Here is a 14,243-nt window from a genome sequence, read left to right on the forward strand (position 1 = left end):
GTCGTCGGCGTCGCGGTCGCGCTGGGGCTCGGGCTGCCCGACGGCGTGGTGGGTGCAGCGGTGGGCGTGCTGCTCGGGGTGGTGCTCGGCTCGGCGGACGGCGAGGCGGACGCGGAGGGCGAGGGGGTGCCGGAGGGCGTCGCGCTCGGCGAGGGCTCGCCCGACGGCGTGGGGGTGGGGGGGGGGCTCGGGGGGCCCGGGGCGGTCGGCGTGGTGCTCTGGTTCGGCGTCGGCGTCGGCGTCGTGGCCGGCACGAGCGGTGCCACCGGTGCCACCGGTGCGACCGGGAGCAGCGGCGTCAGCGGGCTCGGGGTGCCCGGGCGGTTCGGGGTGGTGACCGGGCTGCCGGTGCCGAAGTGGGCCATCCAGTTCCGGACCGTGCGCAGGTACTCGCCGGAGTGGTTGTAGCCGAGGATCGCCCGGTCCAGCTGGGCCGGGTCGGACAGGTCGCGGCCGCCCGCGCACAGGTACCGGCCGGCCGCCTCGGCGGCGTCGTAGATGTTGTTCGGGTCGGCCTTGCCGTCCCCGTTGGCGTCCACGCCCCAGGAGGCCCAGGTGGAGGGGATGAACTGCATCGGCCCGACGGCGCGGTCCCACTGGGTGTCACCGTCGAAGCGGCCGCCGTCGGTGTCGCCGATCGCCGCGAAGCCGGCGCCGTTCAGCGCCGGGCCGAGGATCGGACGGAACGTCGTCCCGCCGGCGTCGACCGCGCCGCGGCCGGCCTGGCCGGACTCCACCTCGCCGATCGCGGCGAGCAGCTGCCAGGGCAGGTGGCAGCCGGGGGAGCGCAGGACCAGCGCGGCCTCGGCCTTGCGGTAGGCGGCGAACACCGTCTCCGGCAGGGCCGGCCCGGAGCGCAGCGGATCGGCGAAGGGTGAGGTGAGCGGCGCGAGCGGCGGCTGGGTGAGCGGCAGGGTGCCGCCGCCGTCGACCGGCGCGGTGCCGAGGGTGCCCGGGAGCGGGGTGGCGCCGGTGCCGAACGGCGCGGCGGTGCCGTCGGCGCCGAGGCCCGGGAAGAGCGCGGCGCTGCCGCCGGGCTGGTCCGGAACGGGCTCGGCCGCGGCGGTCGGGGCGAGCCGGAGGCCGGTCACCTGGGAGCCGGTCAGCGCCGCGAGGGCGGTGAATACCGCCAGCATGCCGGTCAGTCGCTTGCCGAGCCGCAGCCGGCGGCCGGTCGTCCGACCGGTCCGCGGCTCCGTCCTCGTGGGACCGCCGTCGCCTCGCGTGGCCGCGCCGTTCCTGGTCACCATGCCCTGCCCCTCCCCGTCACCGTCCGGTCCCCTGGGAACGGACGGGCTGTCACCATCGTGCCTTCCGGTGCATGACAGATCTCATCACCCGAATGATTAGTATCACGACGATCTGACAGACCCCCGGTGGCCTGGGGCGATACCGGGCGCCACCGTTCGGTGAACGGACGGTGGAGCAGTTCGACCGGACACGGCCAGGGACAGCCGGGGCGACACGGGACGGGGCCGTGTTTCAGAGGTCGAGGAGCATCCCGTCCTCGGCCACGGCCGCGCCGGCCGCCGCCAGCGCCGGGGCCAGGGCGGTGGCCTCCGGCGAACCCGGGTGGGCCAGCGGGTTGGTGTTGTTGAGGTGGGTGTAGAGGTAGCGCGGGCCGGGTCGGCCGGCCAGGTGGGGGAGCGAGTCGGCGACCGCCAGGTGTCCCATGCCGCGCGAGCCGCGGGCGCCGCCGGTGCGCTCGGCGAGTTCGTCGTCCGTGGCGAAGGTGCCGTCCAGGATCACCAGGTCCGCGTCGGCCACCGCCCGGTCGACGGCGGGCGTCCAGTCGGCCAGGCCGGGGGCGTACACGGCGCGGGCGCGGCCGCCGGCCTCGGTGAAGCGGTAGCCGATCACCCAGTCCGTGCGCCCGCCGGACGGTTCCTCGGACCGCTCGCCCGCCGGCAGGGCGGCCAGGTCGGCGGCGTACCGGGGGCGCTTGCCGCCGAGGGCCAGCGGTTCGGCCACCAGCCCTCCGGCCAGTTCGACCGGCTCCCCGGGGACGACGGTGTGCCAGCGCGCCTTGGTGTAGGGGGCGAGCAGCGGGCCGACCGGGAACGCCTCGTGCAGCGCGGCCCGGACCGGAGCGGTCGCGTGCACGGTCAGCCCGGCGGCCTCGCGCAGGGTCACCAGGCCCAGGGTGTGGTCGAGTTCGCCGCTGGTCAGCAGGACGCCGCGGAGCGGGGTGTCCCGGGTGCCGGGCGGGGGTGCCAGCTCGGGGGTGGCGAGCAGCTGGGACCGCAGGTCGGGGGAGGCGTTGACCAGGTACCAGGCGGCGCCGTCGGCGCTGACCGCGAGGCAGTCCTGGCTGCGGGCGGCGCCGGTGCGGCGGGCGGTGGCGCAGCCCGCGCAGCCGCAGTTCCACTGGGGCAGGCCGCCGCCGGCGGCGGTGCCGAGGATCCGGATCTTCAGTGCGTGCTCCGAGGGTCGGGTCCCGGGCCGGGGGCGCTCACGCCGGGCCCGGCACGGACGGGTCGGGCGACAGGGCCGGGACATCCAGGACATCCGGGACAGCCGGGACGGTCGGGACCTGAAGGACCGACGGCACCGGAAGGACCGACGGCAGCGGCGGGACGGGCGCGGTGAACCGGCGCGCCCGCGGGGCCGGACCGGCCTCCGGGTCGGGTGCGTGCACCAGGTGGTGCTGCGGTGAGAGCCGGCACGCCGGGTCGGTGGCGCCCGCGTCACCGGTGAACTGGAAGGCCTGGCAGCGGCAGCCGCCGAAGTCCTGCTCGCGCAGGTCGCAGCTGCGGCACGGCTCGGGCATCCAGTCGGTGCCCCGGTAGCGGTTGAACGCGGGCGAGTCGTGCCAGCTCGCGGCCAGACCGTCGGTGACCGCGTTCGGCACCGGCAGCCCGGGCAGCTGGGCGGCGGCCAGGCAGGGCAGCACGGCACCGTCGGGCGCGACCACCAGCTGCTCGTTCCCCCAGCCGTTCATGCACGGCTTGGCGGTGCCGCTGTGGTGGTCGGCGACGACATGGGTGATCTCGATCCGGTCGCCGTGCCGCGCGCGGGCGGCGGCGACGTCCTGCTCGGCCTGCCGGACCTGCGCGTCGCTCGGCGCGAGGTGGGCCCGGTTGACCCAGGCCCAGCCGTAGAACTGGGTGTGCGCGAGCTCCACCCGGTCGGCGCCGAGCTCGACCGCGAGGTCGGCGATCTCGCCGAGGCGCTCGACGTTGGCGCGGTGCAGCACGGCGTTGACGGTGAGCGGCAGCCCGGCGCCGGTGAGCAGGGCGGCCGCGGCGAGCTTGCGCTCGTGGCCGGTGGGGCCCTTGAGCCTGGTCAGCCCGGCGATGCTGTCGGCCTGCCGCGGGTCGGCGTCCTGGACGGACAGCTGCACGTGGTCCAGCCCGGCCGCGGCGAGTTCGGCGGCGCGGGGGCCGTCCAGCGGCAGACCGCTGGTGATCAGATTGGTGTAGAGGCCCAGCCCCCGGGCGTGCGCGACGATGGTGGCCAGATCGCGCCGGAGCAGCGGCTCGCCGCCGGTGAGGTGGACCTGGAGCACACCGAGCCCGCGCGCCTGGTCGAGCACCCGCAGCCACTGCGCGGTGTCCAGTTCGTCCCGCTGCCGGATGAGTTCGACCGGGTTGGCGCAGTAGTGGCACTGCAGGGGGCAGCGGTGGGTGAGTTCGGCGACCAGGCCGAGGGGGGCGGGGGCGCGCTTGCCGGCCGCGGCCCCGGGCAGTCCGGCGGCCGGGTGCGGGTCGGCCGGGCCACCGGTGCCGTCGAGGGCGAGCAGCCGCCGTTCGGCGAGGTCGGCCAGCAGGGCGAGCACCTGGCCGGCGTCCACGCCCTCGTACTCCTCGGCGAGCCGGGCGGTGACCTCGGCGGCGTCGCGCCGTCCGTCGCAGTGCCGCAGCACGGCGGCGGCGGTCCCGTTGAGCAGCAGCACGCCCTCCGGGTAGAGCAGGGCGGCCTGTTGGCGGACCGGGTCGTGGACCAGCCGCACCCCGCGCCGCAGCCCGGGGGCCACGGCGACGGGTGCGGCGTTCACCGGCCCGCTCCTGCGGGCACGGGGGTGGTCCGGGCGGTCTCCGCGGCCCCTGCGGCCTCCGCCGTGGCGGCGGTCTCCGGGCCGTAGTCGACCGCGTCGAGCATCGCCCGCAGCACCTCGCACTTGAAGGCGAGCGCCGACACCGCGGCGCGCTGCTGCTCGGCCGTCACGCAGTGGTCCAGCACCACGTCGAGCGTCCGGGCGCTGTCCCGGCGGGCGTCGGGGATCCGGTGCTCGAAGTAGGCGTAGCCGGCCGGGTCGATCCAGTCGTAGTGCTTCTGCCAGGCGATCACCCGCTCGGCCATGTGGTCGGGCGAGAACATCTCGGTCAGCGCGGCCGCGACGCCCTCGGTCCACGGCCGGGTCTGACAGAAGTGCAGGTAGCCGTCGACGGCGAAGCGCACACCGCGCGCCACGTGCCGCTCGTCCAGGACCTCGGCGCGGTCCAGGCCGACGGCCTCGGCGAGCACCAGCCAGTCGGCCAGTCCGCCCTCGCCCTCCTGCGGCCCGTCCTGCTGGCCGAGCCGCCGGGTCCACTCCCGACGGACCTCCGGGAGCGGGCAGTTGGCGATGATCGCGGCGTTCTTCCGGGTCAGGCACAGCTGGTAGTACCAGCGGTTGGCGACCCAGCGCCGCAACTCCGGTGGCGTGCAGCCACCGGAGTGCAGGCGCAGATGGAACGGGTGGGTGTCCCAGTACCGTCCCCGCAGGCCGTACAGCCTGGCCGCGAACTCCTCGCGGGTCGACGCGATGGTGGAAGCCTGGGTCACCGAGTGGTCCGCGCGGCGTACGCGGTGACCTCCGCGCCGGTGCGGTGGCACTGCACCGACGGGGCGGACCAGGCGGGCTTGGCGGCGGCCGCCGGAGCGGCCGGCGCGACGGTGGCGGTGGTGACGGGCAGCTGGGGCGTGAGCGTGGACTTCATGGGAGTTGCCCTCCTCGGTGAAGTGGGGGTGGGGGTCGGGGTCCGGCGGCCCCTGGAGCAGGACGCTACGAGCCACCGGGTCCGCCCGCCGGTCCGAACCGTGCGATCGTGTGACATTCGCGATCGAACGGGTGACGCGACGGACTCCGCACCCGGGCGGGGCCCGGGAGGGAAACCGGTGTCGAGTGTGCCGGTCCGGCAGTGCCGTGTCGAGTGGGCGTCACGGGGTGTGCCGGGGTTGGCGGGGGGTTTCGGTCAGGGCGGGACGGAGTGGTTCGGGCGGGATGTGCCGGGGTGCGGCGATGTGTTCCGGAAGGGGGTGTGCCGGGCGCGTCGGGCTCGGACGGACCGGCTCAGGTGGACCGGCCGAAGGCCACCAGGTGGCCGTCCTTGGTGCCGACGAACACCCGCCCGCCGTCCGTGGCCGGGACGGAGAACCTGGTCACCGTGCCGAGCGCGAAGCTGCGCCGCAGCTTGAGCGAGCCGTTGACCGGAAGCGCGTCGTAGACCCGCAGTTCGCCGTTCTGGCCGCCCGGTCCGGTGCCCGAGTAGACCGACCACACCAGGGCCGAGCCGGCCGCCGTCCCGTTGGAGGTGACGACGGGGGAGCCGGAGGCGTAGCCGAAGCCCTCGGGGCTGGTCGCGGCACTGGTCAGCTGGGGGTTCCCGGCACTGTTCACCGAGTACTTGAGGGCGCGCAGCGAGCCGTAGTTCTCGACCAGGTAGACGTAGCCGCCGTCGCCGCCCCAGACGCCGGCGTGGCCCCAGACGCCCTTGAACGGGCCGGTGGTGCCGACCACGCCGTCCGTGCCGTTGGGGCCCTGGCCCATGCCGCCGAGCCGGTCCCGGTCGAGCAGGAAGATCCGCCCGTCCTTGCCGACCTGCACCATGAGGTGCGGGTGCGCGGCGTTGCCGAAACCGGACGGCAGGGCGACCGGGCCGCCGGAGCCGAGGTCCACGTCGCCGTGGTCCATCTCGCGGTTGTTGGTGGGGCTGAAGAAGTCCCGCGGGGCGAGGCTGCCGTCGCTGTTGACGCCCAGCCGGACGACGGACTCGGCGAAGTGGCCGCCGGGCTTGTCACCCGGGCCCTTGAGCGGGGAGGACCCCTCGCCCGCGCCGTTGCCGGTCGCGATGAAGATCCGCCCGGAGCCGTCCGAGACCAGGCCGCCGCCGCTCATCCAGACACCCGCGTTCTGCGAGGCGGAGCCGGACTCGGTGGACCAGAGGGTCAGCTTGCGGGTGTTGGTGTTGACGCCCGCGACCGTGCCGACGTACGTGCCGACCCCGCAGTCCGAGGCGAAGCCGAAGTAGACCGCGCCGTCGAGCAGCAGCAGTCCGGCCCGCTGGGCGGAGGTGTTGGCGTTGAACGGCACTCCGGGACTGTTCACCGGCGAGCCCGCGACGGTGACCGGCCAGCCGCTGCGCGAGGCGCCCGTGGTGGCGTCCAGGGCGTGCACCGAGAAGTGCGCGCCGCCCTCGCCGGACTTGCTCACCAGGTAGACCGTCTTGGTCGCCTTGTCGTAGACCGGGGTCGAGATGATGCCGGTACCCGGGGAGAGACAGGCGGTGGAGGACGCCACCGGGGTGCCGAGCGCGCGCTGCCAGAGGATCTTCCCGTCGGCCGCGTTGACGCCGTAGACGTGGTTGGTCGCGGTCGCGACCACCACGGTCGAACCGGCCACCAGCGGTTGGGCGTACACCGCGCCGTCGACGGCGGTCGACCAGCGGCGTCCGAAGTCGGAGCCGGACACCTTGGCGGGCGCGAGGCCGGGTTCGTTGGCGTCCCAGGCGGTGCGCATGGTGTTGACCGAGACGGTCGGGCTGTCGGCCCGGGCGGGGGCCGCGCCGCCGAGCGCGCCGGCGGCGAGGGCCGGGGCGAGCAGCGCGAAGCCGGAGAGCAGGGCCGCCCCGCTGCGCCTCCGCCGGGGGCCCGCCGGCGGCGCCGCGGGGCCGGGTGGCGGGGAGGTCGGGCCCCGGGACGTCGAGCCCTTGGGCGCCGGACCCCGGGATATCGGACCCGGGGGTATCGGGCCCGGGGACATCGGCTCGGGGTGCGGCCCGGTGGGCTGCGGTCCGGTGGAGTGGGCGGGTGGGTGAGATCGGCTCATGCGATCCGCCTTGGCTGTCGGGGGAGTACGGCTACGGCGCCGTGGCGTCATTCTGAGAACGCCCGCGCCGTACCCGCATCCGCCCGAACCCCGGAGCCCGTCCCGTTCACGCCCCGGGGGGAACGCACTGCGCCGGGCGGCGGCGCCCCCGGCCGGGATCCGGCGGCGGTCAGGACAGCAGGGCGCTGCGGTACTGCATGATTCGGTAGTTCGTCGGGTCGTACCACTGACTGACGACGATGTGGAAGTCGCCGAACGTGGAGCCGGGGACGACGAAGCCGCCGTACGGGGCGGCGACCAGGTTGCCGATCTCCTGGCCCGGGTTGCCGGGGAGGATCATGGTCTGCTCCAGCGTCCTGGTCAGGTCGGAGGTCGGGAGCGGGAAGACCATCGCCCTGATCGACAGCGGATCCATGTTGAGCCAGGTGAGGACGTACTTGCCGTCCATGGCGCGGAAGCACAGCTCGCCCCACCTGCGGGTGCCGAACACCGTCGTCGGGGCGGGCGCGTTCCACCGCCAGCCGCCGTCCGCGAAACCCCACGGCTCGTAGGCGTCCGGCTCGCCGAGGCGGTCCTGCCGCACCCGGTGCAGCAGCATGCCCGACTGCACGTCACGGTTGAAGACCGTGGACAGGACGTAGCAGTAGCCGTCGTCGGCCACGGCGTAGGTCTTCTGCTGGAACTGTCCGCCGTGCAGGTCCCCCGGCCACTGGCAGAGGTACTCCCAGGTCCGGCCGTTGTCGGTGGAGCGCCAGAAGTCGGTGTGGTGGGTGTCGTGGAGGACGCCGCGCATGAGGTGCATGTACATCACCCCGTCGACGACGAAGGCGTCGGACGGGATCGCCGTGGTGAAGCCTTCGCCGACCGGGTTGTGCGGCTCCTCGACCAGGCTGATGCCGTGGGCGCCGCGGACGACGCCGTCGATGCGCAGGTTGTGGGGGTCCGCGCTGCTGGAACGCAGGCCGACCGGGGCGTTCCAGTCGGGCGCGCCGACCCGGTCGCCGCCGAAGGTGTCGCCGCACACGAAGAGCATGGTGCCGTCGGGGCAGCGGACGGGAATGCCGAGATCCGTCCACGGCGCCGAGAACGGGCCGGTCTCGGCCGGGCCGCTGAGGTTCTTCACCTTGACCGTGATCGTCGGGCTGGTCGGGTCGTACGGGCCGTTGGCGACCGCCGCCGGGCCGCCCGAACCGATGGCCCCCGCTCCCACCGCGACCCCGAGGCCGATCCTCAGGAGCTCGCGGCGGGAGGGCCCGCCGGTCGTCGCTTCGTGCCCGTCCGAGGTATGTGTCATGGTGCCGATGGCCCTTCCGGATCGACGCGTTCCCGCGGCTGCGAACGGACCGTGGACATCCGGGTGGTGACGGTGACGGCCCGTCGCCGAGACTATGGCGCGGGGTGCTCGCCGCATCGGTCGGTGGACGGACCTTCACCCGAACTGAGTAGACCGCGGGAGGGCCGGCGGTTCGGTCCCGCTGCCCCCCGACGCCTGCTAGACCAGCTTGGACAGGGCCAGTGCCAGCCCGCTCGCGGCCGCCGCCTCGGCCGGGGCGTTGGCATCGTCGTTCGGGCCCCGGTCCTTGACCACCTCGACGGAGTAGGCGCGGCCGTCAGCGGCGACGAAGTACACCTCCGGCCGGAAGCCGTCCTTGCGCTGGACCAGGTACGCCTCCTGACCGACGCCCGGGAGCGGGGTGACGGTGAACTCCGGGTTGGTCTTCAGCGCGGCGAGGTTCGAGGGGGAGGTCTCCCGGATGTCGGCGTAGGACTGCCGGGAGCCCCAGGTGCAGCCCCAGACCGGCTTGCCGTCCACCGGGTCGAAGTGGGTGCCGTTGAACGGTCCGGCGGTCCCGACGGCGGCGATCACCTGCGGGGAGGTGAGGAGGGTGCAGGCGTCCGCGGGGCGCTTGCCGGTGCCGGCCGGGGTGGTGGCGGTCGTGGGTGTGGATGTGGCCGAGGGCGGTGCGGCGGGGGTCGGGGGGGGTGACGGCGGGCGGCTCGCGGTGCCGGTGGCGGGGCCGGGGCCGGGTACGGTTTCCGGGGGCGGGGCGGGGGGCGGCGGGCTGCTCGCGGTGCCGGGGCCGGTGCCGGTGCCGGTTCCGGTTCCGGGGGCCGTGGCGGTGCCGGCGGTGCTCGGCGGTGCGGAGGCCGCGGTGGATCCGCCGCCCGAGGACGAGCAGCCGGCCACCGCGACGGCCACGAGGGCCAGTGCCGGCAGCCAGGTGTACCGGCGGCCGGACGTGATCGGTGTCCTGCGGTCCATGGAACCCCCTCCGATGGTCGTCCACCGGTGCGGCGGACTGCGTGGTGGCAGGATCCTACGGCCGGGGAGGAGCTGATATTTCCCGTTCCTGCTACGGGAGTTGGACAACCCGGTCACGGGCGCGGAGCCGGCGCCTCCGGAGGCCGGAACGGCGGTCCGGGGCACGGGGGTGGTACGCGCACGTGCGGCCGGGCTCCCGGCGGCGCCCGCATCCGACCGACTGACCTGGCCGGATGCGGAACCCTTCCATACCAGTGCGGTCGGGTCGCTGTCGAGGACCGGAGGGCGTCTTCCCCGGACGGGTGACGTTCTGGTGAAAGTGGTCATGCCAGGAACGGCGGCCCGGCATCCTGAGCCCGTGATCAGGCGGATCCCGGGACGGGGCGGGTCGCGCGACCAGTGGGACACCTGAGGGACGGAGGCCCTGACAATGAGCACCAACCTGCCGGAGACCGTGGTCGAGGCCCCGGCCGCGCTGCCCGCGCCGCCCAGAGTCGTCGACGACCTCGCCCGTGACCTCACCCATGCGGCCGCCGCCGTCCGGGCCGCCTCCCGGGGCGGTCGGAGCGGAGGGGACCTCGCGGTGGCCGCGTACACCGCGGTGGTGTGCACCGGACGGTCGGCGGCCCGCGCGCTGGAGGAGGCCGCCGCCTGGTGCCGGCAGGCACCGGAGGCCGAGGTGCACTCGCTGGCCTGGGCGCGCGTCCCCGGCCATCGCGACGACGTGTTCGAGTACCGGGTCACCCTCGCCGTCAGCTTCCCCGACCAGGAGACCGGCGAGCACTCCGGGGACACCCACCACGCCCGGCGCTGAAGCCGGGGGGATTCGTCCTGGGAGGCCGAGCGGGAGGCCGAGCGGGAGGGGCCGATCGGCGGGGACCGGACGGGTCGGCCCCGTCGTTAGACTCGCCCCATGAACACTGGGGGAACGAACGACCCGGCGCCGGAGGCCCAGAAGCTGTCGACCGAGGACCGCGGTCCGGAGCCGGAGGAGCGCGAACTGTCGACCGGCCCGGCCGTGCTGGTCACCGTGTTCGCCGCGTTCTGCGGCGTGCTGGTGCTGCTGCTCGTGCTGCACGGGCTGGGGTGGACGGCTCCCGGCCTCGGTTGGCTGGTCGCCAAGGGCGCCGTGAAGATCGGCGTCGGCGGCATGTTCGGCCTGGCCGCCGCCCTCGGCTGGCTCAGGGCCCGCCGCGCGGAGCGGCGGACGGACGCCGCCTGAGGCGCCCGGGCCGCTCGGGCGGCCCGGGCGCGGGAGTTCAGTCCTGCGCGGCCGTCGCGCACTCGGGGTGGCCCCAACTGCCGCCCACCTTGGTGATCTTGTCCCCCTTGGCGTAGGGCCGCGAGCACGGGCAGGTACCGGGGAAGCGCGCGGACAGCGTCGGAGCGCCGCCCGAGGACCGGCGCTTCGCCGCGGCCGGGGTGGCGGCACCCGTGCTTCGGGCGCCGCTTCGGGCCGCGCCGCCGCGGGAGGCTCCTCCGCGGGCGGGGCTGCTCGCGGCCGGGTCCGGCACGGGGAGGTCGGCGGCCGTCCCGCCGGCGGCCTCCTGGGTGCGGGCGGCGTCACTGGCGGCCTTGTCGGCCACGGCGTTCAGGGGATCGCCGTCCACCTGGTGGGCGGGCACATAGACGAAGGTGACGTCCCGCCCGTCCAGCAGCTCGTCGATCCGCTGGATCAGCTCCTGGTTGGCGACCGGCTTGCCCGCGGCGGTCTTCCAGCCGTTGCGCTTCCAGCCCTTCAGCCACTTGGTGACCGAATCACGGGTGTAGGTGCTGTCCAGCCGGACCTCCAGCGGCACGGCGGCGTCCGTGGCGGCCAGCAACCGCTCCAGCGCGGTGAGTTCGCCCACGTTGTTGGTGCTGTGCCCCAGCGGTCCGGCCTGCCAGCGCTGCGGCACCCCGGCGCTGTCCGCCACCACGTAGGCCCAGGCCGCCGGGCCCGGGTTTCCCTTGGCCGCCCCGTCACAGGCGGCAATGATTCGGTCGTTCATACGGCGATCATGCCAGGACGGGCGGTGCCCTCCGGACCACGGCGGACTGCGCGAGCTACGGCGCCTCCCGCGACAGTACGCCGGTCCCGTTGGTCGCCGCGGTGTCCGGAGCCGCGTCCAGTGCCGTGTCCGGAGCCGCGTCCAGGGCCGCGTGCAGGGCCGCGTCCAGGCGGTCGGCGAGGGTGCTCCACGGGCGGCAGTCGACCACGGGGAGCGCGAACCGGCGGGCCTCGTCGGCGAGCCAGTGCGAGTACCGGGCACCGACCTCGGCGCGCCCCGTCTGGTCGCCGCTCGCCGGTTCGCGCGCCGCGTAGTTGGCGGCGATCCGGCCCGCGTCGCCCTCGTGCAGGAACACCGCCCGGACGTCCCGGCCCGCCGCCCGCCCGAGGGCGACCGCCCGGGCGCACACGGCGGGGGTGAGGTAGTCGCCCTCGACCACGGCCGGGACGGGGACGGTCAGCCGGTTGCGCACCACGCCCAGTGCGGCCGGCTCCAGCGCCTCGGCGGTGACGATCTGCAGCTCCAGCACGCGGCCGGGCGGCCAGCTGTCCTCCGGCCGCCCGGGCGCCGTGGGCCCGTCGAAATGGTGCAGGGCCGGGTGCTGTTCGGCGGTGGTGAGCTCCTGGACGGCGGCGACCACGTCGTCGAACTCCACGACGAAGGCGCCGGTCGCCCCGGCGATCCGGGCGGCCGCCACGCTCTTCCCGACGCCGGAGGCGCCACCGAGCAGTACGAGCTCCCAGGTCCGTTTCGGCATCCGACGACACTATCGTGCGGGATCCGGGCGGATCATCCGGATTTCCCGGGCGGCACGGAACCGCTGCCCGCACCGCCGCGCCGGGCGGTGAGCACGGGCTGGTAGTACCCGCCGGACTCCGGGTCGTGCCAGCTGATGTCGGTGAAGCCGGACCCGGCCACGAACTCCGTCAACTGCGAGCGCGTCAGCGCCCAGTAGGTGGTCCGGCGGACCCGGACGTCCCAGGTGTTCGCCGCCGGGAGGAGCTGGAAGTGCTCCAGGTCGTAGCGCTCACCGTCCTCGTGCCAGTGCCAGAGCTGGAAGGTGATCACCTTGCCTTCGCTCGTTTCCGAGACCTGCGGAGGCGTCGTGGCCGGTCTGGCCCGCCGCGCCTCGTCGTAGTCCCGGACGGTGACCACCAGCAGTCCGTCCTCCCGGAGGACCCGCCCCATACCGAGCAGCGCGGCCCGGACGTCCTCGCCGGAGAGCAGGTGCGGCAGCGAGTTGTCCGCGCAGACGATCGCATCGAACGCCCCGTCCGCGAAGGGCAGTCGGCGCATGTCCGCCGCAACGGCCGGAAGCCGGCCGTCCCTGGCCGCCGCCTCGGCCGCGGCCCGGGCGGCGGCGGCCGGACTGAGGTCGCTGCCGACGACCTGATGCCCGGCCGAGGCCAGCCCGATCGCCTGGGTGCCGATCCCGCACGAGCAGTCCAGCACCCGCTGCGGCCCGGGCCCGAGCCCCTGGCGGACCAACTCGCCCAGCACTCCGGCCTGGTACGCCATGCTCGCGTCCCAGTCCCGGAACATCAGGTGGTAGTCACGGGCCAACTCGTCGTAGAAATCCCGCACGGAGAACTCGGACATGCTTCCACTCCTGAGTCGTCAAAGTGATGAGGCTCGTTGACCGCGGCTCCCCCCGCTTGTCCTCGGCCTCGCCGACAGGTCCCAGGCGAACGTTCGCCGTTCGCCGTTCGCCGTAGATGGTCAGGGCTTCCTGGAGAGGGCGGCAGCCAGCGCCGGAACGTCGACCGGGACGGTGGTGTCCACGCGGTGGACGATTCCGAGCCCGAGCGGCTCGCCACCGCGGGACCACAACTCCCAGTCCCCGCCGAAGCCGTCGAGGCGTTCGGGATGCACCGGGTGCCGTTCGGCCAGCCGCTCGGCGAACCGGCGGCGGGCCACGTTCAGCGGCACCTCGCACCAGACCTCACGCACTTCGGCCACGCCCGCGCGTTGCAGGCCGGCCTGCACGATCGGCCGCAGGTGGGCCAACCAGGGGCTCTCCAGCACGGCCTCGCCCCGGGCGTCGCCGAGCAGCGTCCACAAGGTCTCGCCGGCGGCAACTCCCAGGATCCGGCTCCACTCGTGGTCGGGACACTCCGGCGTCCGAAGGCCCGCCAGCGTGTCCGCCAGGGTCTCCTTGACCGCGTCCTTGCTGAGGAGCGGAAGGCCCATCTCGGCCGCCAACGCTCGCGCGAGCGTTGTCTTCCCCGCTCCGGGAAGCCCGTTGACCAGTACCGTGACCATCCGACGACCCTATCGCCGGACACCTGGCCGGGGCCGGGGCCTGGTGATCCGGCGTCTCCGGTCGTCGCCGGGACGGTTCCTCAGGGGTGCGGGTGTCCGGCCGGGGGTGGTTCGGGGTGGTCGAGCCGGCGCTGCCAGGTGGTCAGGAGGGTCTCCAGGGCGGATGCCTCTTCGGGGGTGAGGACGCTCAACAGGCGGTGCTCATTGCGCATGTGTGCCGTGAACGCCTCGTCGAAGAGTCGCCGGCCGGCTTCGGTGAGTGCCACCACCCGGCCTCGGCCGTCGGCCTCGCTGCGGCGGCGGGTGACCAGGCCGGCCCGTTCCAGCCGGTCGATCCGTTTGGTCATGGCGCCGGTGGTGACCATGGTGTGGGCGGCGAGTTCCCCGGGTGCCCGTTCGAACGGTGCGCCCGCCCGCCGGAGTGCGGCGAGGACGTCGAACTCGCCCTCGCCGAGACCGTAGCGGCCGTAGACCAGGCAGAGCTCCTCGGTCAGCCGACCGGACAGGCGGTGCAGGCGTCCGATCACCGCCTGTGGGGAGACGTCGAGGTCTGGCCGTTCGCGGCGCCACTCGGCCTGGATGGTGGCCACATGGTCGGTGGCTGTGCCGTCGGTGGCGGCGGGGGGGGGGGGGGACGGGGGGTTGGGGGGGGGGGGGGGGCCGGGGGGGGGGCCGGGGGGGGGGGGGGCCGGGGGTC

15 protein-coding genes are annotated in these 14,243 nt (G+C 74.8%); 2 read left to right on the forward strand and 13 right to left on the reverse strand.

Annotated features, from left to right (window positions below):
- The 8 genes from ADK60_RS14015 to ADK60_RS14045 form a co-directional block, all read right to left on the reverse strand.
- On the reverse strand, positions 1-1,250 hold a 1,250-nt coding region (locus ADK60_RS14015), incomplete at its 3' end, for a lytic transglycosylase domain-containing protein (protein WP_053646096.1).
- A 232-nt stretch (positions 1,251-1,482) separates the two neighbouring features.
- The gene (pqqB, locus tag ADK60_RS14020; protein ID WP_234371077.1) at positions 1,483-2,499 is read right to left on the reverse strand and encodes a pyrroloquinoline quinone biosynthesis protein PqqB; all 1,017 of its coding nucleotides are present in this window, start codon (positions 2,497-2,499) and stop codon (positions 1,483-1,485) included.
- Positions 2,453-3,997: a pyrroloquinoline quinone biosynthesis protein PqqE gene (pqqE, locus tag ADK60_RS14025; protein WP_063783144.1), complete on the reverse strand. Its 1,545-nt coding sequence runs from the start codon at positions 3,995-3,997 to the stop codon at positions 2,453-2,455. Before pqqE ends, pqqB begins: the two co-directional genes overlap by 47 nt.
- Complete coding sequence (gene pqqC / locus ADK60_RS14030; RefSeq protein WP_079008345.1) at positions 3,994-4,767, reverse strand: pyrroloquinoline-quinone synthase PqqC; 774 nt, start codon at positions 4,765-4,767, stop codon at positions 3,994-3,996. The genes pqqE and pqqC overlap by 4 nt, the downstream gene beginning before the upstream one ends.
- Positions 4,764-4,922, reverse strand: coding sequence for a pyrroloquinoline quinone precursor peptide PqqA (pqqA, locus tag ADK60_RS41155; protein WP_063783145.1), 159 nt, complete (start codon positions 4,920-4,922; stop codon positions 4,764-4,766). Before pqqA ends, pqqC begins: the two co-directional genes overlap by 4 nt.
- A 353-nt stretch (positions 4,923-5,275) precedes the next feature.
- Positions 5,276-7,030: an outer membrane protein assembly factor BamB family protein gene (locus ADK60_RS14035; protein WP_159400436.1), complete on the reverse strand. Its 1,755-nt coding sequence runs from the start codon at positions 7,028-7,030 to the stop codon at positions 5,276-5,278.
- Between the two features lie 169 nt (positions 7,031-7,199).
- Positions 7,200-8,324 (reverse strand): DUF4185 domain-containing protein, encoded by a 1,125-nt coding sequence (locus tag ADK60_RS14040; RefSeq protein ID WP_053646099.1) that lies wholly within the window; start codon positions 8,322-8,324, stop codon positions 7,200-7,202.
- Positions 8,325-8,522: 198 nt separating this feature from the next.
- Positions 8,523-9,293, reverse strand: coding sequence for a hypothetical protein (locus ADK60_RS14045; RefSeq protein WP_053646101.1), 771 nt, complete (start codon positions 9,291-9,293; stop codon positions 8,523-8,525).
- A gap of 430 nt (positions 9,294-9,723) precedes the next feature.
- Between ADK60_RS14045 and ADK60_RS14050 the strand changes: the two genes are divergently transcribed.
- On the forward strand, positions 9,724-10,107 hold the full coding sequence (locus ADK60_RS14050; RefSeq protein ID WP_045942639.1) for a hypothetical protein: 384 nt from the start codon (positions 9,724-9,726) through the stop codon (positions 10,105-10,107).
- A 99-nt stretch (positions 10,108-10,206) separates the two neighbouring features.
- Positions 10,207-10,515: a hypothetical protein gene (locus ADK60_RS14055; protein WP_053646104.1), complete on the forward strand. Its 309-nt coding sequence runs from the start codon at positions 10,207-10,209 to the stop codon at positions 10,513-10,515.
- Positions 10,516-10,552: 37 nt separating this feature from the next.
- Here ADK60_RS14055 and ADK60_RS14060 read toward each other — a convergent pair whose 3' ends face one another.
- The 5 genes from ADK60_RS14060 to ADK60_RS14080 all read right to left on the reverse strand — a co-directional run bounded on the left by ADK60_RS14060 (position 10,553) and on the right by ADK60_RS14080 (position 14,136).
- On the reverse strand, positions 10,553-11,284 hold the full coding sequence (locus tag ADK60_RS14060; RefSeq protein WP_053646106.1) for a ribonuclease H family protein: 732 nt from the start codon (positions 11,282-11,284) through the stop codon (positions 10,553-10,555).
- Positions 11,285-11,339: 55 nt separating this feature from the next.
- Entirely contained in the window at positions 11,340-12,041 is a 702-nt protein-coding gene (locus ADK60_RS14065; protein WP_053646108.1) for an AAA family ATPase, read from the reverse strand.
- A gap of 32 nt (positions 12,042-12,073) precedes the next feature.
- Positions 12,074-12,883 carry a class I SAM-dependent methyltransferase gene (locus tag ADK60_RS14070; protein WP_053646110.1) on the reverse strand — a complete coding sequence of 270 codons (810 nt, stop codon included), beginning with the start codon at positions 12,881-12,883 and terminating at the stop codon, positions 12,074-12,076.
- A 120-nt stretch (positions 12,884-13,003) separates the two neighbouring features.
- The gene (locus ADK60_RS14075) at positions 13,004-13,546 is read right to left on the reverse strand and encodes a P-loop nucleotide/nucleoside kinase family protein (RefSeq protein WP_053646111.1); all 543 of its coding nucleotides are present in this window, start codon (positions 13,544-13,546) and stop codon (positions 13,004-13,006) included.
- A gap of 80 nt (positions 13,547-13,626) precedes the next feature.
- Entirely contained in the window at positions 13,627-14,136 is a 510-nt protein-coding gene (locus tag ADK60_RS14080; protein ID WP_053646113.1) for a MarR family winged helix-turn-helix transcriptional regulator, read from the reverse strand.
- Positions 14,137-14,243: the final 107 nt, after the last annotated feature.

The organism is Streptomyces sp. XY431 (genome assembly GCF_001279805.1).
Lineage (GTDB): Bacteria > Actinomycetota > Actinomycetes > Streptomycetales > Streptomycetaceae > Kitasatospora > Kitasatospora purpeofusca.

Excerpts from the sequence above, each read along its gene's own strand:
- pqqB (WP_234371077.1), bottom strand. The coding sequence starts at position 2,499 with ATGTCCCGGCCCTGTCGCCCGACCCGTCCGTGCCGGGCCCGGCGTGAG.
- pqqA (WP_063783145.1), bottom strand. The coding sequence starts at position 4,922 with ATGAAGTCCACGCTCACGCCCCAGCTGCCCGTCACCACCGCCACCGTC.
- ADK60_RS14035 (WP_159400436.1), bottom strand. The coding sequence starts at position 7,030 with ATGAGCCGATCTCACCCACCCGCCCACTCCACCGGACCGCAGCCCACC.
- ADK60_RS14040 (WP_053646099.1), bottom strand. The coding sequence starts at position 8,324 with ATGACACATACCTCGGACGGGCACGAAGCGACGACCGGCGGGCCCTCC.
- ADK60_RS14045 (WP_053646101.1), bottom strand. The coding sequence starts at position 9,293 with ATGGACCGCAGGACACCGATCACGTCCGGCCGCCGGTACACCTGGCTG.
- ADK60_RS14050 (WP_045942639.1), top strand. The coding sequence starts at position 9,724 with ATGAGCACCAACCTGCCGGAGACCGTGGTCGAGGCCCCGGCCGCGCTG.
- ADK60_RS14055 (WP_053646104.1), top strand. The coding sequence starts at position 10,207 with ATGAACACTGGGGGAACGAACGACCCGGCGCCGGAGGCCCAGAAGCTG.
- ADK60_RS14060 (WP_053646106.1), bottom strand. The coding sequence starts at position 11,284 with ATGAACGACCGAATCATTGCCGCCTGTGACGGGGCGGCCAAGGGAAAC.
- ADK60_RS14065 (WP_053646108.1), bottom strand. The coding sequence starts at position 12,041 with ATGCCGAAACGGACCTGGGAGCTCGTACTGCTCGGTGGCGCCTCCGGC.
- ADK60_RS14070 (WP_053646110.1), bottom strand. The coding sequence starts at position 12,883 with ATGTCCGAGTTCTCCGTGCGGGATTTCTACGACGAGTTGGCCCGTGAC.
- ADK60_RS14075 (WP_053646111.1), bottom strand. The coding sequence starts at position 13,546 with ATGGTCACGGTACTGGTCAACGGGCTTCCCGGAGCGGGGAAGACAACG.